The organism is Terasakiella pusilla DSM 6293 (genome assembly GCF_000688235.1).
In the GTDB taxonomy this organism is placed as follows: domain Bacteria; phylum Pseudomonadota; class Alphaproteobacteria; order Rhodospirillales; family Terasakiellaceae; genus Terasakiella; species Terasakiella pusilla.
In genome coordinates this window covers 75,671-97,145 of sequence record NZ_JHYO01000017.1, presented here as the reverse complement: position 1 = coordinate 97,145, position 21,475 = coordinate 75,671, and the positions used below count along the sequence as shown (strand labels likewise).

The 21,475-nt window shown below is 51.9% G+C and carries 24 protein-coding genes and 1 pseudogene; 16 read left to right on the top strand and 9 right to left on the bottom strand.

Annotated elements, in window-relative coordinates:
• Positions 1–391 (bottom strand): annotated as a pseudogene (locus Q397_RS0112835) (IS5 family transposase); the annotation flags it as partial.
• Between the two features lie 673 nt (positions 392–1,064).
• Here Q397_RS0112835 and Q397_RS24995 point away from each other — a divergent pair.
• Both Q397_RS24995 and Q397_RS0112820 read left to right on the top strand, forming a co-directional pair.
• Positions 1,065–1,241, top strand: coding sequence for a hypothetical protein (locus Q397_RS24995; protein ID WP_156950714.1), 177 nt, complete (start codon positions 1,065–1,067; stop codon positions 1,239–1,241).
• Positions 1,242–1,315: 74 nt separating this feature from the next.
• On the top strand, positions 1,316–1,846 hold the full coding sequence (locus tag Q397_RS0112820; RefSeq protein WP_038013844.1) for a class I SAM-dependent methyltransferase: 531 nt from the start codon (positions 1,316–1,318) through the stop codon (positions 1,844–1,846).
• Here the strand turns inward: Q397_RS0112820 and Q397_RS0112815 are convergent.
• The 3 genes from Q397_RS0112815 to Q397_RS0112805 form a co-directional block, all read right to left on the bottom strand.
• A complete protein-coding gene (locus Q397_RS0112815; RefSeq protein WP_028879760.1) occupies positions 1,828–2,652 on the bottom strand; it encodes a carbon-nitrogen hydrolase family protein in 825 nt (274 codons plus the stop codon). The genes Q397_RS0112820 and Q397_RS0112815 overlap by 19 nt on opposite strands.
• Before the next feature lie 29 nt (positions 2,653–2,681).
• Positions 2,682–2,942, bottom strand: a complete 261-nt coding sequence (grxC, locus tag Q397_RS0112810) for a glutaredoxin 3 (protein WP_028879759.1) — start codon at positions 2,940–2,942, stop codon at positions 2,682–2,684.
• An 80-nt stretch (positions 2,943–3,022) separates the two neighbouring features.
• On the bottom strand, positions 3,023–3,739 hold the full coding sequence (locus Q397_RS0112805; RefSeq protein WP_028879758.1) for a ComF family protein: 717 nt from the start codon (positions 3,737–3,739) through the stop codon (positions 3,023–3,025).
• Between the two features lie 71 nt (positions 3,740–3,810).
• Here Q397_RS0112805 and Q397_RS22435 point away from each other — a divergent pair, with 71 nt between their 5' ends.
• The 5 genes from Q397_RS22435 (at position 3,811) to radC (ending at position 8,339) form a co-directional block, all read left to right on the top strand.
• Positions 3,811–4,731 (top strand): methyltransferase domain-containing protein, encoded by a 921-nt coding sequence (locus Q397_RS22435; RefSeq protein ID WP_051609992.1) that lies wholly within the window; start codon positions 3,811–3,813, stop codon positions 4,729–4,731.
• Positions 4,728–5,429: a DNA/RNA nuclease SfsA gene (sfsA, locus tag Q397_RS0112795; RefSeq protein WP_028879757.1), complete on the top strand. Its 702-nt coding sequence runs from the start codon at positions 4,728–4,730 to the stop codon at positions 5,427–5,429. Before Q397_RS22435 ends, sfsA begins: the two co-directional genes overlap by 4 nt.
• A 55-nt stretch (positions 5,430–5,484) precedes the next feature.
• The gene (gene map / locus Q397_RS0112790; RefSeq protein ID WP_028879756.1) at positions 5,485–6,279 is read left to right on the top strand and encodes a type I methionyl aminopeptidase; all 795 of its coding nucleotides are present in this window, start codon (positions 5,485–5,487) and stop codon (positions 6,277–6,279) included.
• A gap of 81 nt (positions 6,280–6,360) precedes the next feature.
• Positions 6,361–7,605 (top strand): MASE1 domain-containing protein, encoded by a 1,245-nt coding sequence (locus Q397_RS24225; RefSeq protein WP_051609991.1) that lies wholly within the window; start codon positions 6,361–6,363, stop codon positions 7,603–7,605.
• A 53-nt stretch (positions 7,606–7,658) separates the two neighbouring features.
• The gene (gene radC / locus Q397_RS0112780) at positions 7,659–8,339 is read left to right on the top strand and encodes a RadC family protein (protein ID WP_028879755.1); all 681 of its coding nucleotides are present in this window, start codon (positions 7,659–7,661) and stop codon (positions 8,337–8,339) included.
• Position 8,340: 1 nt separating this feature from the next.
• Here radC and Q397_RS0112775 read toward each other — a convergent pair whose 3' ends face one another.
• Positions 8,341–8,973 carry an MBL fold metallo-hydrolase gene (locus tag Q397_RS0112775; protein ID WP_028879754.1) on the bottom strand — a complete coding sequence of 211 codons (633 nt, stop codon included), beginning with the start codon at positions 8,971–8,973 and terminating at the stop codon, positions 8,341–8,343.
• A gap of 133 nt (positions 8,974–9,106) precedes the next feature.
• Here Q397_RS0112775 and Q397_RS22425 point away from each other — a divergent pair, with 133 nt between their 5' ends.
• Both Q397_RS22425 and Q397_RS0112765 read left to right on the top strand, forming a co-directional pair.
• Positions 9,107–10,276 carry an NnrS family protein gene (locus Q397_RS22425; protein ID WP_169737994.1) on the top strand — a complete coding sequence of 390 codons (1,170 nt, stop codon included), beginning with the start codon at positions 9,107–9,109 and terminating at the stop codon, positions 10,274–10,276.
• Positions 10,277–10,346: 70 nt separating this feature from the next.
• A complete protein-coding gene (locus Q397_RS0112765; protein ID WP_028879753.1) occupies positions 10,347–11,567 on the top strand; it encodes an MFS transporter in 1,221 nt (406 codons plus the stop codon).
• On the opposite strand, the gene Q397_RS22420 is transcribed toward Q397_RS0112765, so the two are convergent.
• The 3 genes from Q397_RS22420 to Q397_RS24215 all read right to left on the bottom strand — a co-directional run bounded on the left by Q397_RS22420 (position 11,558) and on the right by Q397_RS24215 (position 14,234).
• Positions 11,558–12,238, bottom strand: coding sequence for a cytochrome b/b6 domain-containing protein (locus Q397_RS22420; RefSeq protein ID WP_038013841.1), 681 nt, complete (start codon positions 12,236–12,238; stop codon positions 11,558–11,560). The genes Q397_RS0112765 and Q397_RS22420 overlap by 10 nt on opposite strands.
• 80 nt (positions 12,239–12,318) lie before the next feature.
• Positions 12,319–12,768 (bottom strand): c-type cytochrome, encoded by a 450-nt coding sequence (locus Q397_RS24220; RefSeq protein WP_051609989.1) that lies wholly within the window; start codon positions 12,766–12,768, stop codon positions 12,319–12,321.
• Positions 12,769–12,920: 152 nt separating this feature from the next.
• Positions 12,921–14,234: a hypothetical protein gene (locus Q397_RS24215; RefSeq protein ID WP_156950713.1), complete on the bottom strand. Its 1,314-nt coding sequence runs from the start codon at positions 14,232–14,234 to the stop codon at positions 12,921–12,923.
• 173 nt (positions 14,235–14,407) lie between these two features.
• Here Q397_RS24215 and purB point away from each other — a divergent pair, with 173 nt between their 5' ends.
• From purB to Q397_RS22400, 7 genes are all read left to right on the top strand, one after another.
• A complete protein-coding gene (gene purB, locus Q397_RS0112735; RefSeq protein WP_028879751.1) occupies positions 14,408–15,802 on the top strand; it encodes an adenylosuccinate lyase in 1,395 nt (464 codons plus the stop codon).
• A 133-nt stretch (positions 15,803–15,935) separates the two neighbouring features.
• On the top strand, positions 15,936–17,102 hold the full coding sequence (locus tag Q397_RS0112730) for a phosphoserine transaminase (protein WP_028879750.1): 1,167 nt from the start codon (positions 15,936–15,938) through the stop codon (positions 17,100–17,102).
• A 148-nt stretch (positions 17,103–17,250) separates the two neighbouring features.
• Complete coding sequence (locus Q397_RS0112725) at positions 17,251–18,510, top strand: NAD(P)/FAD-dependent oxidoreductase (RefSeq protein ID WP_028879749.1); 1,260 nt, start codon at positions 17,251–17,253, stop codon at positions 18,508–18,510.
• A 19-nt stretch (positions 18,511–18,529) separates the two neighbouring features.
• Entirely contained in the window at positions 18,530–18,781 is a 252-nt protein-coding gene (locus Q397_RS0112720) for a MoaD/ThiS family protein (RefSeq protein ID WP_028879748.1), read from the top strand.
• Positions 18,782–18,783: 2 nt separating this feature from the next.
• Positions 18,784–19,095, top strand: coding sequence for a hypothetical protein (locus tag Q397_RS0112715; RefSeq protein WP_028879747.1), 312 nt, complete (start codon positions 18,784–18,786; stop codon positions 19,093–19,095).
• 5 nt (positions 19,096–19,100) lie between these two features.
• On the top strand, positions 19,101–19,808 hold the full coding sequence (locus Q397_RS0112710; protein WP_028879746.1) for an ABC transporter permease: 708 nt from the start codon (positions 19,101–19,103) through the stop codon (positions 19,806–19,808).
• Positions 19,805–20,587 (top strand): ATP-binding cassette domain-containing protein, encoded by a 783-nt coding sequence (locus Q397_RS22400; protein ID WP_051609987.1) that lies wholly within the window; start codon positions 19,805–19,807, stop codon positions 20,585–20,587. The genes Q397_RS0112710 and Q397_RS22400 overlap by 4 nt, the downstream gene beginning before the upstream one ends.
• Positions 20,588–20,590: 3 nt before the next feature.
• Here Q397_RS22400 and Q397_RS0112700 read toward each other — a convergent pair whose 3' ends face one another.
• On the bottom strand, positions 20,591–21,346 hold the full coding sequence (locus Q397_RS0112700; protein WP_028879745.1) for a response regulator transcription factor: 756 nt from the start codon (positions 21,344–21,346) through the stop codon (positions 20,591–20,593).
• Positions 21,347–21,475 lie beyond the last annotated feature (129 nt).

Here is a 21,475-nt window from a genome sequence, read left to right as displayed (position 1 = left end):
AAGGCATGAATTTTCGTCGTCAAACCGCCACGGGAACGTCCCATGCAGCCATCGTGGTCATCCCCTTTTTTGACGTTGCACCATGCTGGTGGACGCGAACGCAGGAACCATCAATCATAATCAGATCACCATCATAAGCTTTTGAAATTTCTTCAAGAAGATGATCCCAAACACCAGCCTTTCGCCAACGAACAAACCTATTGTAACAGGTCGTATATGAACCGTAGCGTTCAGGCACATCTGCCCAAGGAGACCCTGTGCGAAACCGCCAGAGAATGCCGTTCAAAACACGGCGGTCATCTACACGTGGAACGCCTCGGCTTTTTTGAGGCAAAAGCGGTTCAATGATCGACCATTCATAGTCTGTAAGCTCAAAACGGCGGCGGCTCATAATTCCCTCCAAATCTTTTGGAAGGTTGAATCATATTCAAGCTGATACGGGAAGGAATTTTATGAGTTTACGGCCTAATTTAATCTTTGTTCTCATTGGGTCTCTACGATGAAATTAAAATCCTCCTTTACGTAACACTCTTAATGTGGCCTGAGGGGCTGAACTTAGATATACCTGCTCTGTAAAACCTTCACGATTAGTCAGAGTGAATATTACGACGTGGCACTCAACTTGTTAGGTGGCAAGTGTTCAACAACAGGGCCAACCCAAAAATGAGCTGACGAGAACGGATATATTAAGACTGCAGAATATTTAGCTGTCATTATCAATCTTTATTTTCGCCGTGTATTTGGCTGGGAACAAGCAAAAGATTGAACCCCCATTTTTTTCGTACAGGTCCAAAGCTTTTTGTATAGGTTTTCAAAGCACCTTCCTCTTTCGCTTCTTTTTGCAGGATATGGCACTTTATGGTTGTTTGGCTTTTGAAAAAGTGAAGACCTGAGTGACAAGGAAAGTTCAATCCAACCATTTGATAGTAAAAGTTTTTTGTAATATAGTTGCGCATGTAACTATGATTTTTTACAAAAATGTTGCATAACAGCATATGTTTGTTTACAACAACTGTTAATTAATAAGATAAATGTCCCGGAGTTAGCGTCTTTAGGAGTGTGTCATGGATCCCCAAATGGTTTGGGATATGATGGATGAATGTGAAGGTGAAGAGGATACGCGCATCACGATGTGTCAGTCTTTGGAACCTGCAGTAGATAAATCCACCTTTGAGGAAGAGCCTAAAAAGCCGGCTGGTTTAGGTTGGATGGGGTTTCCTGTTTATGGTCTAAGTCGCTAGAAAAAGACGCTCTATCTGTTTGATGCCCCGTTGAATGAGTTCACGGGGTTTTTGTGTTTTTAGGGAGTTCTCACATGAATGCTTCACCATGGGTCCGTCGATTTGCCATCAATGTTCCGGCTGGTGCCGAGGTGTTGGACTTGGCTTGTGGTGGGGGACGCCATGGGCGGTTGTTTTTGGAAAAGGGCTGTCGGATGACGTTTGCAGATAAAAATCTGTCTGATGTCGCAGATTTGGCGGATACCGAAAACGTCCAATTGCTGGAATGTGATTTGGAAGACGGGCAGGCGTGGTCTTTCCCTGCTGCGCGTTATGAGGCGATTGTGGTGACCAATTATCTTTATCGTCCTCATCTAAAGACAATGGTCACCAGTCTGAAAGCTGGTGGCTTGTTGATCTATGAGACCTTTGCTGTGGGGAACGAGCAGTTTGGTCGCCCGAAGAATCCAGACTTTCTCCTGCGCGAAGGGGAGCTGCTGGAGGCCGTTGCACCAGATATGACGGTGCTGGCGTACGAGCATGGGCTGGACGATCAAAAAGTCGTCCAGCGAATCTGTGCGGTTAAAAAAGACGGGGCGGCGCTTTTTTATCCTTTAAGAGGATAAGGGCGGTCATGTTTTAGGGAAGGGACTTTGCCGCGGGCTTTGTCCACTTCTGACAAGTCCAGATCCGCCATAAAGATGCCCGGTTCCTCGCCCGCTTCTGACAGGATTTCGCCCCACGGTGCGATGATGAGGGAATGCCCATAGGTTTCCCGGTCGCCTTTGTGGGTGCCGCATTGACCCGGTGCAATCACAAAACAGCCGTTTTCAATGGCGCGGGCCCGCAACAGCACTTCCCAATGGGCACGTCCTGTGGGTTTGGTAAAGGCCGCAGGCACGGTGATGATGTTGGCCCCTGCTTGCCCGTAGGCGCGATACAAATGCGGGAAGCGCACATCATAACAGATGCTCATGCCCAATTTGCCCCACGGTGTGTCGGCAAGGACAGCTTCTTCCCCACCGTCAAAGGTGTTCGACTCGCGGTAGCTTTCGCCGCCTTCAAGGTCCACATCGAACAGGTGGATTTTGTCATATTGGCCCGCAATCGCACCTTCGTTGCTGAGAAGGAAGGAACGGTTGGCGACTTTACCGCTGTCTTGCTTGACGGCGAGGGAGCCAACCAGCAGCCAGATATCAAGTTCTTTTGTAAGGGCTTGAAAGGCCTTGAGGGCCGGATGGCTGTCTTGCGGGAAGGAGGCCGCGATCACATTATCGCCGCCAAATTCCATCATGGTGACATTTTCGGGGGTGCAGACGAGTTGTGCGCCTTGATCCTTGGCTGTGCGGATCATGGTTGATGCCGTTTGGATGTTTTCATCCATATCGGCACTGGCGTTTACCTGAATAACAGCGGTTTTAACAACAGTCATATCTGCCCCCTTATTGTGTCTTTTCGCCTTTAAGCGGCTGCTAGTTTATCGTCGAGTTTACCTGCCCGTTCTAAGGCATAAAGCTCGTCACATCCACCGATATGTTCCCCGTTAATAAAAATTTGCGGGACGGTGTAGCCGCCATTTGCGCGCTCCATCATCTGGGCGCGGGCGTCGGGGTGCTGGTGAATATCAATCTCTTTGAAGCCTGCGCCTTTTTCCTGCAGGAGCTTTTTGGCGCGCACGCAGTAGCCACAAAAGCGGGTGGTGTAAATTTCAATCATTGCCATGGGGGTGGCCTTTCGTCGTCGTCATATGTGTGGGCGCTTGAGAGTGATATAGCATGCAGAATGGATTTTTACAGGTCAATTTATTGTGAATGGGGATGAAAAACACGGGCAATGGTCAGGATATTGACCGCTTTGGCGCCTGCACGATGAAGTTCGCGGGTGCAGTTGAGCACTGTGGTGCCGGTGGTTAGCACATCATCAATAAGTAAGACTGTTTTGTCGGTTAAATCCAGTGAACAGGTGAAAGCCCCTTTCAGGTTTTGTTGGCGGGCCAGTCGACTGAGGTGGCCTTGGGGACGGGTGGGGCGGACGCGTTTGAGCGCCTGTGCCTGTACGGGCCGGCCGGACTGTTTTGAGATCTCATGGGCAAGAAGGGCGGCTTGATTATAGCGCCGCCTAAACAGTCGCAGCCAATGAAGCGGCACGGGAATGATCAGATCACTGTCGGCAATCAGGTCCGGGCCTGCGCGGATCATCCAGCGCGCAAGGATGGGGGCAAGGTCGCATCGGTCGCCATGTTTGAAGGACAGGACCATCTTGCGGGCAAATTCATCATAGGCAAAAACGGTGCGGGCCTGATGGAACGGGGGGCGGCGTTGGGCGCAATCCAGACAAATGGCAGTTGTGGGGACATCTTCTGTAAAGGGGCGTCCGCAACACTGGCACATCGGGGCGTGGATAAAGGGGGCGACCTGCCAACACAGCGAACAGAGTGTGTTGTGTTCTGTCACGATTTTACCACAGGACACGCAGCGTGGTGGCAGGAAAAGGTCCAAAACTTGGGCGAAAGAGTTCATTTGGGTTTGACGTCCTTGGCGAAGCTGCTTATGTGTTGCCTTTCGCTTATGAACGGTTCAGGGAAGTTTTCATGTCCGATATCGAAATCATGAATGTGTTTGATCGCAAGCTGGTGCGCGCCCATCGGGACCGTGCTGCCAAGACATGGGAAGATTTCGATTTTCTTCATAAAGAAGTGGCGGAACGTATTTGTGACCGTCTGGATGACGTGCTGCGTGACTTCCCCTTGGCACTGGATATCGGCTGCCATGGCGGTGATATTGCAGAAGTCATCGGGCAACGCGGCAAGGTCCAGCACCTGATCCAATGCGACTTTTCTCAAGGGATGGCCCAGCGTGCACGTGAACAAGGGGCCGCTACCCTCGTTGCTGATGAAGAGTTTTTGCCCTTTGGTCATGAAACGTTTGACCTGATCGTGAGCAATCTCAGTCTGCATTGGGTCAATGATCTGCCGGGCGCACTGTTGCAGATCAACCGGTCTTTAAAGCCGGACGGGTTGTTTATCGGCACCATGTTCGGCACGGAAACCCTGCGCGAGCTGCGCCAGTGCCTCAATGAAGCGGAAATGGAAGTCGATGGCGGCATCAGCCCGCGCGTCTCGCCTTTTGCGGATGTGCGCGATGCGGGCATGTTGTTGCAACGTGCGGGCTTTAATTTGCCCGTTGTTGATACGGACGGCGTGGAAGTGCGCTACGAAAACCCCATGAAGTTGATGAAAGACCTTAAGGGCATGGGGGAAAACAACAAGGTGCTGGAACGGCGTAAAAACTTTACCAAGCGTGAGCTGATCATGCGCGCCATGCAGCGCTATGTAGAAGAATTTAGCGGCGATGACGGGCGCGTGCCGGCAACGTTTCAGGTGATGTTCCTGACCGCCTGGAAGCCGGACCCCTCGCAACAGAAACCGATGACACCGGGCAGCGCGCAACATAAGCTGGCAGACGCATTAGGTGTGCCGGAACATATTTTGGAAGGCAAGGACAAGCCATGAAATTTGAAACCGAGCTGATCAAAGGGACGTTGATCAAACGCTACAAACGCTTTTTGGCGGATGTCACGTTGGAAAATGGCGAGGTCGTGACCGCCCATTGCGCCAATTCAGGCTCCATGCTGTCGGTGAAGGATGAAGGTGCGACCGTCTGGCTGTCGCCCAGTAACAACCCCAAACGTAAGCTGAAATATACGTGGGAGATCATTGAAGTTGGGGGCTGCAATGTCGGCATTAACACAGGTCATCCCAACAAGATCGTGGAAGAAGCGATCTTGGCCGGACAGATCAAGGAACTGACGGGCTATGCCAAGCTGCGCCGTGAGGTCAAGTACGGTCAAAATTCCCGCATTGATGTGTTGTTGGAAGATGACGACAAGCCCAAATGTTATGTTGAAGTTAAAAACGTCACCCTAAAGCGTGGGCAGAACGCAGACTTTCCCGATGCGGTGACGGCGCGTGGGGCAAAACACTTGCGCGAATTGGGCGATATGGTTGAAGAAGGCCACCGCGCGGTGATGTTTTATCTGGTGCAGCGTAGTGACTGCGCCATCATGGATATTGCCCGCGATATCGACCCGACCTATGATGAAGAATTGAAGGCCGCGATCAAGCGCGGGGTGGAAGTCATCTGTTATCAGTGTGACGTCGGCCTTGATGAGATTAAGGTGACAAGCGCGCTCGACGTTGCTTTTTTATAAAATTTAGACTAAGTACAATACGCAACTACGCGATTTTTTAGATAAGGAAAGACCATTGGCTCGAGGACCGATTAAAATTCACACGGCAGAAGATTTCGAAGGCATGCGCAAAGCTGGGAAGCTGGCTGCACAAACGCTGGACTTCATCACGCCTTACGTTAAACCGGGTGTGACGACTGGGGAATTGGATAAGCTGTGTCACGATTTTATCACGGACCACGGGGCGATCTGCGCACCGCTGAACTATCGCGGCTTTCCAAAATCTATTTGTACCTCCATCAACCATGTGGTCTGCCACGGTATCCCCGGTGACAAAAAGCTGGTCGAAGGTGATATCGTTAATATTGACGTGACCACGATTCTGGATGGCTGGTACGGCGATACCTCCCGGATGTTCCCTGTGGGGAAAACCAAGGTCAAAGCCAACAAACTGATCGACGTGACGTACGAAGCGCTGATGCTGGCGATCAAAGAAGTCAAGCCGGGCGTCCCGTTGAACCGCATCGGTTATGTGATCCAGAACTTTGCGGAAAGCTTCCGGTATTCGGTTGTGCGTGATTTTTGTGGTCACGGTCTGGGCCGTGTCTTCCATGATGCGCCAAACGTGCTGCATTATTGCGATGGTGACCAAAAAGGCGGGCCGGTTCTGCAAGAAGGTATGTTCTTCACCATCGAGCCGATGATCAATGCGGGTAAATATGACGTGAAAATCCTGTCGGATGGCTGGACGGCCGTGACGCGTGATCGTTCTTTGTCTGCGCAGTTTGAACATTCTATTGGCGTGACCAAAGATGGCTGCGAAATCTTTACCCTGTCCGAAAAAGGCTGGGATAAGCCCCCGTATCAATAACCTGTCATCGGGTTTTAGATTGCATGCCTTGGTGTCTGTCGTTATTTTGAGGGCAGATACACAAAGGTAGAGCACTGTTTGATGACCCTGACCCACCACCACAAGCCGGGTTTTAAAAAATCGCTTGTGCTTATTGCCGTTTTAGCCGGTCTCTATTTTGTGACCGGCAAAATCGGGCTGACCCTGTCGATGGCTCATGCCAACGTTACCTTGATCTGGCCACCCACGGGTATTTCTCTCGCTTTTATGCTGATGTATGGCTATCGCATGGGGATTGGGGCTGCGATCGGGGCTTTTTTAGTCAATATCACGACAGATATTGGATTGGCGGCAGTTTTTGGGATCACCTTCGGAAACACGATGATGGCGGTGAGCGCGTGCTATTTGCTGCGCCAGAACCAGTTTCAGCCTAACTTCAGTCGTCTTCAGGATGTGTCTACCCTGTTGTTCCTCGGTGCGTTTTGCGGCGCGTTGGTCAGTGCGGGGATCGGTGCGAGTACGTTGGTTCTGACCCATACGATCCCCACGCCTTTATTTAGCAGCGTCTTGCTGGATTGGTGGCTGGGCGATGCCATTGGAGTGATGATTGCCGGGCCTTTCACTTTGCTGGTTCTCTATAATATTTCTCAGCCGCATGAAAACTTCCTGAAAGAATTTTTGAGATCGCTTAACAGTGGGTTGCTTGCGCTTGCCTGTGGTTTGTTGATCTTTGGCGGCTGGACCCAGATGACTGGCCCCTTCAGTGTGCTGCTGGTTGCGCCTTTGCCGGTGATTATCTGGTCAGCTTATCGTTTTGGCGCGATGGGGGTTGCAACCGGGGTCTTGGGGTTGTCGAGTATCGCGCTGATCGGAACCTCGCAAGGGGTTGGCCCGTTTGATATGGAGAATACCCATTTCTCCTTCATTCTGTTTTTTGCCTATATAACGGTTCATTCGGTCATTGGATTGTTGATTGCCGCGTCTTTGTACGAACGCAAAGACTTAAGGGGTAAGATTGCAGGTCTGGAAGAACGGCTGGCCTATCTCTCCCACAGTATGCCGGATATTATTATTTTGCTGGATGAAAACGATTATTGCCTCAATGCTTACTCAGACAATGCGCATGTTTTGGACGGTATCAAGCAAGAACCGTTGACCCAATTCCTTGATCCTGAACGCAATAGGGAAGCCCTGCGGGCAATCCGGTATGCCAAAACATCTGGCGCCGTACAAAATGTGGAGGCCACGTTTACATGGAGAGGTCAGGATTTAAAATCAAACCTGCGTGTTTCAAGAATTCACGATGTGGGCGGACAGACCCGCACGGTTTTATTGTTTAGGCAGTAAAACCGCCCACAGCCTTCCATAAAAGCACTGTCTTTTCACAGGGAGGTTTTAAGGTGAGCGACAAGCCCCACTACACAGGTCATCGCCAACGGCTGCGCAGTCGATTTTTAAAGTCCGGTGCACAGGCGTTGCATGATTATGAACTGATCGAGCTTCTGCTATTTTCTGCCAAACCCCGCAGTGACGTGAAGCCCCTTGCCAAGCGCTTGATCGAAACCTATGGCAGTTTTGCCGATGTGGTAAGCGCTGATCCGCGCACCCTTGCGTTGGAAGAGGGGCTGGGTGAGGTGGCGGTCTGCGCCTTAAAAGCGGCAGAGGCCGCAGCCCATAAACTGTTGCAGGAACAGGTCATCAACAAGCCTGTGCTATCAAGCTGGCAGATGCTGCTGGATTATTGCCGGGCGTCTATGGCCTATCACGGGGTAGAGCAGTTCCGGCTGTTGTATCTCAATCGCAAAAATGTGTTGATCGCGGATGAGCTGCAACAGCGCGGCACCATTGATCACACGCCTGTTTATCCGCGAGAAGTGGTCAAGCGCGCGCTGGAGCTGGACGCCAGTGCCTTAATCATGGTGCATAATCACCCCAGCGGCGATACCACCCCGTCAAAAAGCGATATCGATATGACCAAGCGGGTGCGCGATGTCGCCCGCCCCCTGAGCATTGAACTCCATGATCACGTAATCGTCGGGCGCAGGGGGTATTACAGCTTTAAATCAAATGGGTTGCTGTAGATCAGCCCTGCAAAAACGGGTTGCTTTTACGTTCTTCGCCAATGGTGGACAGCGGGCCGTGACCGGGGATAAAGACCACATCATCCCCCAGCGGAAACAGTTTTGTTTTGATCGCATTGATCAAATCAGCGTGGTTGCCTTTGGGGAAGTCGGTGCGCCCGATGGAACCTTGGAACAACACATCCCCGACAATCGCAACCCGTGTGTCTTTGTTGAAAAACACCACATGGCCCGGTGTGTGGCCCGGACAGTGCAAGACCTCTAGCGTGACATTGCCGAAGGTCACTTGGTCGCCATCGTTTAACCAGCGGGTCGGGGTAAAGCTTTCTGATTGCGGGAAGCCGAACTGCTGGGCCTGTTTGGCAAGGTCATCAATCCAGAACTTGTCGCCGGTATGCGGCCCTTCAATGGGTAGGTTGGCTTTTTTTGACAGTTCGGCAACAGCGCCGACATGATCCAGATGTCCATGGGTGCAGAGGATTTTTTCCAGCGTGATGCCTTCTTTTTCCACGGCGTTTAACAGCACGTCCATATCCCCGCCCGGATCGACCAGACAGCCTTTCATGGTGTCTTCACACCAGATGAGAGAACAGTTTTGCGCAAAGGCAGTGACGGGAATGATCGTGGCTTTCATGGCAGGGATATCCGCATAAGTAATTATCGTTTCGCGCGCAGTATGGAAAGAGCCTTGATTGAAGTCAATGTCCGGCTTTTAGACTTTCTCTAATTTTGGTGGATATCCCCCCTTTTTGAAGAAGAGAATGATCATGACGCAAGTCTTCCTGAACATGGGCGAACCGACCCACCCCTACAAAGGCCCAACCCTTTTATCTGCCGGACACCGCCCGTTTTTTTTGATGTCGGCGTTGTCGGCTGTTGTGTTGCTGGCTTTGTGGCTGATTGCGTTGCTGGGTGGTTTGCCGCTGTCGCCCTATTGGCATGGTCATGAGATGTTGTACGGCTTTGCAGGGGCGGCCATTGGCGGATTTATGATGGCAGCGGTGCCCAAATGGACCAATACGGAAAGCCCGATCGGCTGGCCGTTAGCGGGGCTTGTGGTCCTTTGGTTGGCTGGTCGTATCGGCATGTTTATCGCTGAATTCGGCGCGGGATGGGAGCTGTTTGCCTTGTTGGATCTCTTTTTCCTGCCCGTCCTTGGAATGGTTGTTGCCCAGATGATCATGGGCGCCAAAAATGCCCGCAACTATGTGGTGGTGGCAATCGTTGCTGGCTTGTTTATTTGTAACCTTGTTTATCATCTTCATGAACCTGCCAATGCCTTACATGCCGGGATTTTTATGGTGGCTGCCCTGGCTGCGCTGATCGGGGGGCGGGTGGTTCCGGCCTTTACCCAAAATGCGTTGTGCATGCATTTGGGCCGAGAGATCAGTTGCACCACGCCGATGTGGACCCATAAGGCGGTCTTGCTGTTGTTGTTTGTTCTTTCTGGTGCGCAATTGGTCGGTGCACCGGATATGGTGTTGGGGGGGCTGTCGGGTGCGTGTGCGGTAATTTTGTTGATCCGCATGCGGGGCTGGCAGTCTTTTAAGACGGGGTTTGATCCCATCGTATGGATTTTGCACGCTGCCTATGTCTGGTTGCCCATTGGCTTTGGCTTAAAGGCTGTGTCCGATCTGACGGGATGGCTGGCCCCAAATGCGGCGCTACATGCGTTGACAACAGGTGGCATTGGTTTGTTGATCCTTGCCGTTGCATCGCGCGCGGCCCTTGGACATTCCGGTCGGCCGCTTAAAGTGTCGCGCTGGACAGTTCTATCTTATGTGCTGGTGATAGGGGCGGCTGTTTTGCGTGTCCTGGCCCAGACACCGGAATTAATCTTGCTATCGGGTGGTCTGTGGGTCGCAGGATACGGAATTTTTGCCCTTGTGTACGCCCCGATTCTGTTAAAGCCCCGCATTGATGGTTTGCCCGGTTAAGTTCGGTAATTGCAAATTAGGATCGAACCCGTCATAGTCACACCGGTTTGTAAAGATTGGAGTTTTGGCGATGACGGCCTACAGCCCCCTTTCCATGGTTGTGCGGATATTTGTTCCGTTCGCGTTTGGGTATTTTTTGTCCTATCTGTTTCGGGTGATTAATGCGGTGATTGCACCGGACCTGATTGCGGATCTGGAGATGGGGCCGGATGTGCTGGGGGTGCTGACGGCTTCCTACTTCCTGACCTTCGCGGCCTTTCAGTTGCCGTTGGGCGTGTTGCTGGATAAATATGGTCCACGTATTGTGGAAGCCAGCTTATTGGTCTTTGCCGCAGCCGGTGCCGCCCTGTTTGCGGTGGCAGAAGACAGCACAGCCCTGATTGCCGCGCGTGCCCTCATCGGGTTTGGCGTATCGGCTTGTTTGATGGCGTCCTTTAAAGCCTTTACGGTTTTTTACGAGCCGGGGAAACTGCCGCTGGTCAATGGTTTTATCATGGCGGCAGGCGGGATGGGTGCGTTGGCAGGGACCGCGCCGACACAGCTTGTTGTGGCTGAAATTGGCTGGCGCGGGGGTTTTTGGGCATTGGCAGGCTTAACGCTTGTCTGTGCCTTGTTGGTGTACCTGTTGGTGCCACCGACCAAACGACCCGAACATAAAACCACCCTGTCTGAACAGTTATCCGGTGTGCGCGAAGTGTTTACCAGCCGCTTTTTCTGGCAAGTGGCCCCTGTGACGATGATGAGCCAAGCCAGCTTTGTTGGGATACAAAGCCTGTGGGCGGGGCCGTGGCATCAAGATGTGGCGGGATTTAACCGCGCAGAAGTCGGCAGCCATTTGTTCTGGATTGCCGCCGCGATGGTGGCGGGCTTTTTGGGGCTGGGCGCGTTGAGCGAACGGTTGGGGCGCTATGGTATCAAGACCATCAACATTGCCACTGTTGGCCTGTTTTGTTTTATGCTGGTGCAGTTGGGGATCATTACCGAATGGGCGATTGACTATCCGGTAATCTGGATTGCGTTTGGCTTTTTTGGCACCACGGGTATTTTGCAATATGCGGTGCTGTCCCAACATTTCCCGACCCATTTGGCCGGACGGGTGAATACGGCGATCAATCTGATGGTCTTTATTTCGACCTTCACTCTGCAATCGGTCAGCGGGCAGGTGATCAATCAGTGGGCGCCGACGGCTTCAGGTGGCTATGCCCCCGAAGCCTATCAAGCGGCCTTTGGCCTGTTTTTGGGGTTACAGGCCGTGGCGTACGTGTGGTTTATCTTGTCGCGTTATAGATAGGCGGAGATATTGACCACAACATAAACGGTACCTGCCGAAATCAGAAGGCACACCAACGCGAGAAGGGGCGAGCGTGCTTGCAGGCGCTGGCCTTCCGGGACGGTGTGCTTTGCTTTTTTACCGTCGATCATGGCGCGGATCAGATTGTCTTTTTTGACAAAGACATAAAACAGCGCGGCAAGGACGTGGAGCCCTGCAAATCCTAGGATGACCCAATAGCCGATACGGTGGATGCTACCTGCAAGTGACACAAAATCACCAGAAGCCAGAAAGACCAACGGACCTTCGACGATGATGTCATCTGTTGTGAACAACCCCATGCTGCCTTGTGTGATAATCAGCGCAAGCAAGGCAAGGACCATCAGTGCGCCTGCCGGGTTGTGCCCGAGAAATTTTTGCTGCTGCGCGGACTTTGCGGATTTCAGATAGCTGAAAATCGCTTTCGGTCCTTTGATGAACTGGCAAAAGCGGGCGGTGTTGGACCCAACGAGGCCCCAAAGCAGGCGATAGAGGCACAGGGTCAGGATCGCATAGCCATTCCACATATGGTAGGTCATGGTCACATCGCCAAATTTGTACGTCAAATAGGCCGAGGCAATCAGGGCAACCAAGAGCCAGTGAAACAGGCGGGTGGGGAGGTCCCAAGCAGGGATTTTCTGTTGTTCAGTCATGAGGATATCTGTCTTTTGGAAACAAGGAAGGGGCAAAGCCGCTGAGTGCTTTGCCCCTGTGTCATGTCGTCAGCGCATTCTTATTTAGCGCGGAAGTTTTCGTGACAGGCTTTACAGGCACCGCCCAAAGCTTTGAATGCTTCAATCTGTGCTGCTTTGTCGCCGCCGTCAGCAGCTTCAACCAGTTTTAGAGTCGCAGCGTAGGCGTTTTTGCCTTTTTCCTTAAAGGTCGCGTTGTCCGTCCAAATTTCAGCTTTGGCACGTGTTTCGCCTTTGTCAGACCCTTCTGGGAAAGCGTCGCCCATGTTTTCCCATGCCGCTTTGATCGCGTTTGCATGGTAAGAAACGTTACCCGTGCCACCCAGGAACAAAATAGATTTCAGGGAACCCATGTGACCTGCGACAACAGAATAGGTTGACTGACGATGAACGATTGCCGGGTTGTTTTCAGCCGCCACGGCTTCATAGCTCGCGGAAATGCCAATACCGGCAGAAATTGCAACACAGGCTGCAAGCATCAATTTTTTCATTTTTGTCCTCATTTGGTCGATGAATCTTAATTAAGATTTTAGTGATATGCCGGAGTATAATTCCATTTTTAGCTGTTCAACACAACCGCATTATTGTGACAGTTTGTAACAACTTATGTCCTGACTGTAACATAAAACACTGAGGTTGAATATCAGGCAAATTGTTCCGTTTTACCGTTTTGTCCGGCTCTGATCTCGTTTAAGGTCTTCTCTTCCATTTCTTCCTGAATTTCCTGCTCTATTTTCTGGCGTTCTTCGACGGGCAGAGCTTCAAACTCTTCCGGGGTTAAGCCTTTGTCGCGTAAAATGGCTTCAAACAGGCGTTCTTCCGGTGTTTTTTCCATATAATCCATAAACCATTTTTCGGCTTCGCTACGTTCTGTTCGTTTATCATAGCTCTGGCTTGCCTGTTGGCTTTCGCTCGCGCTGGGTTGTTCAAAGTTCTTGCCATTGGTTTTGACAGAGAGGTTGCCGTTCTGGTCGAAGTTCAAGGTGATTTTAGGAGTGTTGCTTGTGCTGGCTTGGCCGACCATACCGGCATAATGGCTGGTTAGGGCTGCAATGGTTTGCAGTTCGCGCTGGATGACGGGGTTTTCGTCCAAAGCCTGCTTTAATTCATCTTTATAGGCATAGTCGGCGGGGAACACCGGCTTACCTTCCCCATCATAGCTGATCTCGCGCGGGGCTTCGGGGATGTTGTACTGGGACAGCAGGTCGCCAAAGGCTTTTTGTGCATGGTCTGTCAGAGCCTTGATATTGTCCGCTGTCGGCAGGATGATCGGCATGTTGTCGATGCTGATGGGACCGCTTGCAGGTTTGGGATTAAACAGACTTTCAAGGTCCATCGCTTGTGTGCCGCGCGTGGTGTTGAGCACCACATTGCTGTAGCCGCCTGGAGAGGTGGACGTGTGTGTTGTGCCTGTCTCCTGTCCGTTTTGCTGGGCTAAAAACAGAGTGCGCGCGCGTTTGATCTCCTGCAGTTGTTGATAGGCATCATCCTCGCGCATGGCGTCATAGTTGACGGACAGGCTGTTTGCCGTGCTGGACTGGTAGGCAGATTGGGTCAGGGCCGTGGAAGCTTTTTCCACGCTGCCTCCCAGCAACTGGGCAATTTTTGCCGCCCTGTCTTCAGCAAGGCCGGGGCCGGGACGGGGGCCGCCTTCTTCGGCTAAAAGTGTATGTAATCTACTGCCGATTGCGCCGGAGCTTTCGACGTAGCCATTGTTATCAATGGTGGCGACGGTTTGTCCGTTTACTTTAATGGTGGCGTAAGGTTGGTTGCGCGCACTATTGGGGTCGGCGTTGATTTTGGTGTAGCGCGCTTCAAGGAAGTTTTCTTGAGCGCGGATATAATTGTTGTAAAGCTCGTCTGGCGCCTCAGCAATATTAAATCTTTTTGCAGAGGTTAAATCCATTTTCTGCATCTGGTCGACATACAGGCCTGTTCTATCTGAGATAGTGCTCATTACTCCGCTCCGTCATTTTGTATGTACTTAAGAGTGAGCAAATCTGAGGCCAGATTTTCGTGATTTTGCGGTAAGGCTTTGCTTGGGCCGTCTTTCCATTGCTTTCTTGCCCGCTTTTCGCTATGAACAGGGCAAATTTATTCCCTGCCCTAAATTTTGCGAAAGAGAGTGCCATGATCCCGCGCTATTCCCGTCCTGAAATGGCTTCTATTTGGGAGCCCGCTAACAAATTCCGCATCTGGTTTGAAATTGAAGCTCATGCCCTGACCAAAATGGAAGAGCTGAACGTTGTTCCTAAAGGCACATCCGATGTTGTCTGGTCCAAAGGTCAGAAGGACTATACGCCGGAGCGTATCGCACGCATCGACGAGATCGAGCTGGAAGTCAAACATGACGTGATCGCGTTTTTGACAGAACTGGCGGAGAATGTGGGCGACGAAGCGCGCTTTGTTCACCAAGGCATGACCTCTTCTGACGTGTTGGACACTTGCTTGTCTGTACAGATGACCCAAGCGGCAGACATTCTGTTGGCGGATCTGGATCGTCTTTTGGCGGCGTTGAAGACACGTGCGAAAGAAACCAAAGACATGGTGTGTATCGGTCGCTCCCACGGGATCCACGCTGAACCTGTGACCATGGGGCTGAAGTTTGCGCGTTTCTATGCAGAGATGGATCGTAACCGCACCCGTTTGTTGCAAGCGCGTGAAGAAATCGCGACCTGTGCGATCTCCGGTGCGGTGGGGACATTTGCCAACGTTGACCCGCGCGTTGAAGAATATGTCGCAGAAAAAATGGGCCTGACGCCGGAGCCGATCTCCACACAAGTTATCCCGCGTGACCGTCATGCAAACTACTTCTGTGTGTTGGGTACCATCGCGTCATCCATCGAAAATGTCGCGATTGAAATTCGCCACATGCAGCGTACTGAAGTGCGTGAAGCGCAGGAATATTTTGCACCGGGTCAAAAAGGCTCAAGTGCTATGCCGCACAAACGTAACCCGATTCTGACAGAAAACCTGACAGGCCTGGCCCGTACCGTGCGTATGGCGGTTGTGCCGGCACTGGAAAACGTTGCCCTGTGGCATGAACGCGATATCTCTCACTCCTCCGTTGAGCGGATGATTGCACCGGATGCGACCGTCACACTTGATTTTGCACTGGGCCGTCTGGCGGGCACGATTGAGAAACTGGTTGTGTATCCGCAAAACATGCTGGATCACATGAACAACTTTGGCGGCATCCACGATGCACAGCGTGTTCTGTTGTTCTTGACGCAAAACAATGTGTCACGTGAAGACAGCTACCGCATCGTACAGCGCAACGCCATGCGCGTTTGGAAATCCTACGGCATTGACCCGGATAACCCGGATGGCAAGGTAGAGCTGGATGACGTCGAAAAAGAAGCAGCGAACTATGACAACCGCTTGTTCTTCTTCCTGTCCAAAGACGAAGGTTTGACGGAACATTTGAGTGTCGAGCAGCTGAAAGCCCTGCTGGATGAAGACTCCGTTTCTTATCACACCAAACGTGTGGATGTGATTTTCGAACGAGTGTTCGGCAAAGACTAAGACCTCATGGTCATAAGTTTTTAAAAAGGGTTGGATGCTTGATTGCTCCAACCCTTTTTATTTGATATGACGCACGGACATTATTTTTCTTTTCTGTCCCGCCATAGGTTGCGGGTCTGGAGTATTTGAAGACATGACAAACATCGTCAAACCGACTGCCAAGCCAAATAATCCCAACTTTTCTTCCGGTCCATGTTCCAAGCGTCCGGGCTTTACGCTGGAGGCGTTGAAAGATGCACCGCTGGGCCGTTCGCACCGTGCCAAGATCGGTAAGGATAAATTGTCGGAAACCATCACCCGCACGAAAGACGTGTTGGGCCTGCCTGCGGATTATCGCTTGGGCATCGTGCCGGCGTCTGACACCGGCGCGGTTGAGATGGCGCTTTGGTCCCTGTTGGGCGCACGTGGCATCGACATGGTGCAGTGGGAAAGCTTTGGTAAAGGCTGGGTAAACGATGTCAAAACCCAGCTTAAGCTGGACGATGTTCGCGAGATCAAGGCCGATTACGGTCAAATCCCCGATCTGTCTCAGGTGGATTTTAGCCGCGACGTGGTCTTTACCTGGAACGGGACAACATCCGGTGTTTGCGTGCCAAACGGGGACTGGATTGCCGCGGACCGTGAAGGTTTGACCATTTGTGATGCCACATCCGCTGTCTTTGCCATGGATATCGCATGGGATAAAATCGATGTGTTGACGTATTCTTGGCAAAAGGTGATGGGCGGCGAAGGCGCGCATGGCGTGCTGGTTCTGTCCCCGCGTGCTGTTGAACGTCTGGAAAGCTACACACCGTCTTGGCCGTTGCCGAAAATTTTCCGCATGACCAAGTCCGGCAAATTGATCGAAGGTATCTTCACGGGGGAAACCATCAACACCCCGTCCATGCTGTGTGTGGAAGATGCGCTGGATGGTCTACGCTGGGCAGAAGAGATCGGCGGACTGTCTGCCTTGAAAGCACGTTCTCAAGCCAACTTGGCGGTCTTGGAAAACTGGATTGCAAAAACCGATGGCTTTGAGTTTTTGGCGGCTGATAAAGCGATCCGATCCAACACGTCGGTCTGCCTGTTGATCAGTGCTGATTGGTTTAAGGCGCTGGATGAGGATGAAAAAACACGTGCATCCAAAAAGCTGGTTGCCTTGATGGAAGCTGAAGGCGCGGCCTTTGATATCGGCTCTTACCGTGATGCGCCTGCGGGATTGCGCATCTGGTGTGGGGCGACGGTGGAAGCGGACGATTTAAAGCTTTTGACCCCGTGGCTGGATTGGGGATTATCCCAGATCGCAGCAGAATATGCTTAACTAGGCAAAACCCACCGTTTCATAAGCGGTGGGTTTTTTTCTTGAATTGTTGCACCGATAGAGACGGATTTTCTTGTTTGTTTTTGGGGAAACGCATACCATTTCCAAAACAAATAAAACTCAAGTGCTAGTTCAGGGAGAATATGCGATGAAGTATGTGATTTTAGGTGCCGGACCATGTGGTGTAAATGCGGCGCAGACGTTACGTAAAAACGACCCGTCTTGTGAGATTGTCTTGGTCGGTGATGAACCTGAACTGCCCTATTCACGCATGGCGATCCCGTATCTTTTGGTCGGGAATATCGAAGAAGAAGGCACGCACTTAAAACGATCTAACGACTTTTACGCTGAAAATAAAATCACCTTGCGCCAAAACCGCGCCGATAACGTCGATACGGTCCACAAAACCGTGACGCTGTGTAATGGTGATGTGGAAAGCTATGACAAGCTGTTGATCGCCACCGGATCACGGCCCGTAAAGCCCCCCATTGAAGGGCTGAACCAAAAGGGCGTCCACCACTGCTGGACCTTGGAAGATGCGCGCAAGATCATTGAGTTGGCCCATGAAGGGGCCCATGTGGTCTTGTTGGGCGCGGGCTTTATCGGCTGTATTATCCTTGAATCCTTAGCGTTACGTAACGTGAACCTGACGGTTGTGGAAATGGGCGATCGCATGGTGCCGCGGATGTTGGATGAAAATGCCGGTAATATGTTAAAGGACTGGTGCGAGAAAAAGGGCGTGAGCGTTCACACCAACACCAAAATCACCAAGCTGGAACCCAACGCAGCGGATGGGGAAGATACGTTGTTGGTTGATCTGGACAATGGTCATCAGGTCCCGGCCCATTTGGTTGTGGTGGCGGCAGGTGTGGCCCCCAACGTGGATTTTGTCGATGCCGCACAGGTGAAGCGGGAAAGCGGCATTTTGATTAACCAGAATATGATGACGACAGCACCGGACGTGTTTGCCGCGGGTGACGTGGCGCAAGGGCTTGATTTTTCAACAGGCGGTATGTCTGTGCACGCGATCCAGCCAACCGCAACAGACCACGGACGGATTGCGGCGCTGAATATGCTAGGTAGGGAGACAGCCTACAAAGGCTCGTTGGTGATGAACGTACTGGATACGTTGGGGCTGATCTCGGCCTCCTTCGGGCTGTGGGATGGTGTGGAAGGTGGTGATCAGGCGATGTTTTTGGATAAAGAGAACAATCGCTATACCCGTCTGGAATTTGATGGCGATTATCTGGTCGGCGCGCAGATGGTCGGACGCACCGATCATGTTGGTGTGTTGCGAGGTTTGATCCAGAGCCGGATCAATCTGTCGAGTTGGAAAGAGAAGCTTAAGAAAGATCCAAACCGGATCATGGAAGCCTATCTCGCCTGTACTCAATTGAATGCATCCTAACGCCGGAGCCTCTCCCCCTATGAAGATGACTTTAAAACTCTATGCGCAATTGGGTGAATATCTGCCTGAAAATGCAAAGTCCAATCAGGCGGATATTGATATCCAACCAGACACGACGGTGCTGGATGTGCTCAATCGATATAAAGTGCCGTTGGAGATGTGCCACCTTGTGCTGGTCAATGGCAATTACCTTGCCCCGGAAGTGCGCGGCAACCATGTGTTGGATAGCGAAGACCATCTGGCAGTCTGGCCACCGGTTGCCGGGGGCTGAGCTTGGCTGACTACGTTGAAATCACCCGCGAGATGGGCACCAACCATCGTGACTTCCTGCGGCTTTTACCCCGTTCTGTCTCAGAGGCGACGGTAGAAGCCCGTGGGGATGAACAGAACGGCGCAAAGGTGATTATCGCCGATGCGCCCTTGGGACGGGTGGAAATTGACTTATCTGCCGTTGGGGAGCGCAAGATCGCCTTGATCCGTTTGCCAGTGACACATGTGACTTTTCGGTTTTATGGGCTGGACGAAGACGCCGCAAAGCGCGAATATGAGCGTATGTCAAAATATTTTCAACGCGGCGGGGGCTGATACAGGTGGATGAATTTGCCTCTGCCTTCCAAGCGGCCTTTCAGTTGATTGTGTCGCTGGATAGCAATTTGTTTGAAATCGTCAGCTTGTCTTTGCAGGTGAGCCTCAGTGCGGTGCTGATTGCCTCCCTCATCGGCTTGCCTTTGGGGGCTGCGTTGGTGCTGTTTACCTTCCCCGGTAAACGGGGCCTTGTGGTCATGCTCAATGCCTTGATGGGGCTGCCGCCGGTGGTGGTGGGGTTGATCCTGTATCTGTTGCTGTCAAGGTCCGGCCCCCTTGGGGTGCTGGGCTTATTGTTTACCCCAACTGCGATGATCATTGCACAGGTCATTCTGATTACACCGATCATTGCGGCCCTTACCCGCCAAGTGGTGCAGGAACTTTGGTCGGAATACCGCGAACAATTGATGTCCTTGGGCTGTTCACCGTCCTGCGCCATTCGCACGTTGTTGTGGGATGGGCGCTTTAGCTTGATTACCACGGTCCTTGCCGGATTTGGCCGCGCCAGTGCGGAAGTTGGCGCGGTGATGATCGTGGGCGGTAATATTGATCATGTGACCCGCGTGATGACCACCGCCATTGCCCTTGAAGTCAGTAAAGGGGATTTGGCCTTGGCGTTGGGCTTGGGGATTATTTTGCTGAGCCTGTCTTTAGGGATCAATGCCACCGCCTTTTTGCTCGGGGAATTTGCCAAGAAAAGGATCGGCGCATGACAGAGATACGCTCCATCCTGCCGTTGTCGGTAAACGGGCTATGCTTTGAAGCCCGCGGCAAACGTCTGGTGAAAGAGGCAACGTTTAAAATTGAGGCCGGCAGTCGTACCATGGTTTTGGGCGCAAACGGGGCGGGCAAAAGTCTGCTGTTGCGCCTGTGTCATGGCTTGCTTGATCCGGCGCAAGGGACGGTGAGCTGGAACGGGGATGTGAGTTTTTCCAAAGCCGTGCGCGCCCGTCAGGCTATGGTCTTTCAACGCCCCGTGATGTTGCGTCGTACCGCCTTGGCGAATATTGAATATGCGCTGAAGTTACAGGGTGTTGAAAAAGCCGAACGTGCGGATCGCGCTTATAGCGTCTTGAAGCGGGTCGGGTTGGGGCGTCTGGCAGATCAGCCCGCCCGTGTCTTGTCGTTTGGGGAACAACAACGGCTCGCGATGGCGAGGGCGTGGGCCATCCGACCGGAAGTCCTGTTTTTGGATGAACCAAGCGCGAGCCTTGATCCCAGTGCCACCCATTCCATTGAGGAAAGTATCACGGCGATTGCGGAAGAAGGGGCAACCATCATTATGACGACCCATGATCTGGGGCAGGCCAAACGTCTGGGGACGGACGTGATGTTTTTACATCGCGGGCGTATCTTGGAGCAGGCGAACGCGTCAGACTTTTTTGCCGGACCAAAAAATGATCTGGCACAGGCATTTTTACGGGGTGATTTATTGTGGTGGAAGCGCAAAGCCCCCTATCCCGGCGGCGGGATTGAGGCGCAGAAAATCTAAAAATTAAACGCGTGTGACTTTGGCGGTGAAGATGTAGCCGCGATTGCGCACGGTTTTGATGAATTTGGGTGTTTTGGGATCATTTTCGATCTTTTTGCGCAGGCGGGTGATCTGGACATCAATGCTGCGATCAAAGGCAGGTGTATTATCCCCATGAACCAGATCAAGCAGTTGATCGCGTGATAAAATCCGGTTGGGATGATCCATGAAAGCCTGCAACAGGGTAAACTCAGTACTGGAAAGTTTGGGTTGCGCCCCGTCTGGTCCCATAATTTCAAGGGAGGAAAGATCGACCTTCCAGCCATCAAAATCATACGCGCCGCCTTCTTTAAGGTGGTCAAGATTTTGGGCAGCTTGTTGGGTCGTGGTTTCCTGAGCTGGAACCGTTGCTTGTGTGCGTCTGATCACGCTGCGCACACGGGCTAAAAGTTCGCGTGGTTCAAACGGTTTTCCCAGATAGTCATCTGCACCGACCTCAAGGCCGATGATCCGTTCCGTGGTTTCCCCGCGACCGCTGAGGATCACAATCCCGATGTTGCTGCGGCTTTTGATTTCGCGGGTAAGCGACAAGCCATCCATGTCCGGCAAGCCCAAATCCACGATACAGAGATCAATTTCCGTATCTTTAACGATATTTAGGGCGGATTGGCCGGAATTTGTAACGGTTGTTTTAAATTCGGCATCCTCTAAGCAAGCTGTGACGACATCCGCGACAAGGGGGTCGTCTTCAACGATCAGGATATGCTTGGTTTCCACCATGAATTACAACTCATTATCTGAAATATTTTGAAATAATAAGTATCAAACCTCGTAGGTGCAATAGCTAAGAGGGATATCCGCAAATTTTATCAGGATTATGATATCTCAGGTTAATTAGCTCTTTAAAAT

Excerpts from the sequence above, each read along its gene's own strand:
- Q397_RS24995 (WP_156950714.1), top strand. The coding sequence starts at position 1,065 with ATGGATCCCCAAATGGTTTGGGATATGATGGATGAATGTGAAGGTGAA.
- Q397_RS0112820 (WP_038013844.1), top strand. The coding sequence starts at position 1,316 with ATGAATGCTTCACCATGGGTCCGTCGATTTGCCATCAATGTTCCGGCT.
- Q397_RS0112815 (WP_028879760.1), bottom strand. The coding sequence starts at position 2,652 with ATGACTGTTGTTAAAACCGCTGTTATTCAGGTAAACGCCAGTGCCGAT.
- grxC (WP_028879759.1), bottom strand. The coding sequence starts at position 2,942 with ATGGCAATGATTGAAATTTACACCACCCGCTTTTGTGGCTACTGCGTG.
- Q397_RS0112805 (WP_028879758.1), bottom strand. The coding sequence starts at position 3,739 with ATGAACTCTTTCGCCCAAGTTTTGGACCTTTTCCTGCCACCACGCTGC.
- Q397_RS22435 (WP_051609992.1), top strand. The coding sequence starts at position 3,811 with ATGTCCGATATCGAAATCATGAATGTGTTTGATCGCAAGCTGGTGCGC.
- sfsA (WP_028879757.1), top strand. The coding sequence starts at position 4,728 with ATGAAATTTGAAACCGAGCTGATCAAAGGGACGTTGATCAAACGCTAC.
- Q397_RS24225 (WP_051609991.1), top strand. The coding sequence starts at position 6,361 with ATGACCCTGACCCACCACCACAAGCCGGGTTTTAAAAAATCGCTTGTG.
- Q397_RS0112775 (WP_028879754.1), bottom strand. The coding sequence starts at position 8,973 with ATGAAAGCCACGATCATTCCCGTCACTGCCTTTGCGCAAAACTGTTCT.
- Q397_RS22425 (WP_169737994.1), top strand. The coding sequence starts at position 9,107 with ATGACGCAAGTCTTCCTGAACATGGGCGAACCGACCCACCCCTACAAA.
- Q397_RS0112765 (WP_028879753.1), top strand. The coding sequence starts at position 10,347 with ATGACGGCCTACAGCCCCCTTTCCATGGTTGTGCGGATATTTGTTCCG.
- Q397_RS22420 (WP_038013841.1), bottom strand. The coding sequence starts at position 12,238 with ATGACTGAACAACAGAAAATCCCTGCTTGGGACCTCCCCACCCGCCTG.
- Q397_RS24220 (WP_051609989.1), bottom strand. The coding sequence starts at position 12,768 with ATGAAAAAATTGATGCTTGCAGCCTGTGTTGCAATTTCTGCCGGTATT.
- Q397_RS24215 (WP_156950713.1), bottom strand. The coding sequence starts at position 14,234 with ATGAGCACTATCTCAGATAGAACAGGCCTGTATGTCGACCAGATGCAG.
- purB (WP_028879751.1), top strand. The coding sequence starts at position 14,408 with ATGATCCCGCGCTATTCCCGTCCTGAAATGGCTTCTATTTGGGAGCCC.
- Q397_RS0112730 (WP_028879750.1), top strand. The coding sequence starts at position 15,936 with ATGACAAACATCGTCAAACCGACTGCCAAGCCAAATAATCCCAACTTT.
- Q397_RS0112725 (WP_028879749.1), top strand. The coding sequence starts at position 17,251 with ATGAAGTATGTGATTTTAGGTGCCGGACCATGTGGTGTAAATGCGGCG.
- Q397_RS0112720 (WP_028879748.1), top strand. The coding sequence starts at position 18,530 with ATGAAGATGACTTTAAAACTCTATGCGCAATTGGGTGAATATCTGCCT.
- Q397_RS22400 (WP_051609987.1), top strand. The coding sequence starts at position 19,805 with ATGACAGAGATACGCTCCATCCTGCCGTTGTCGGTAAACGGGCTATGC.
- Q397_RS0112700 (WP_028879745.1), bottom strand. The coding sequence starts at position 21,346 with ATGGTGGAAACCAAGCATATCCTGATCGTTGAAGACGACCCCCTTGTC.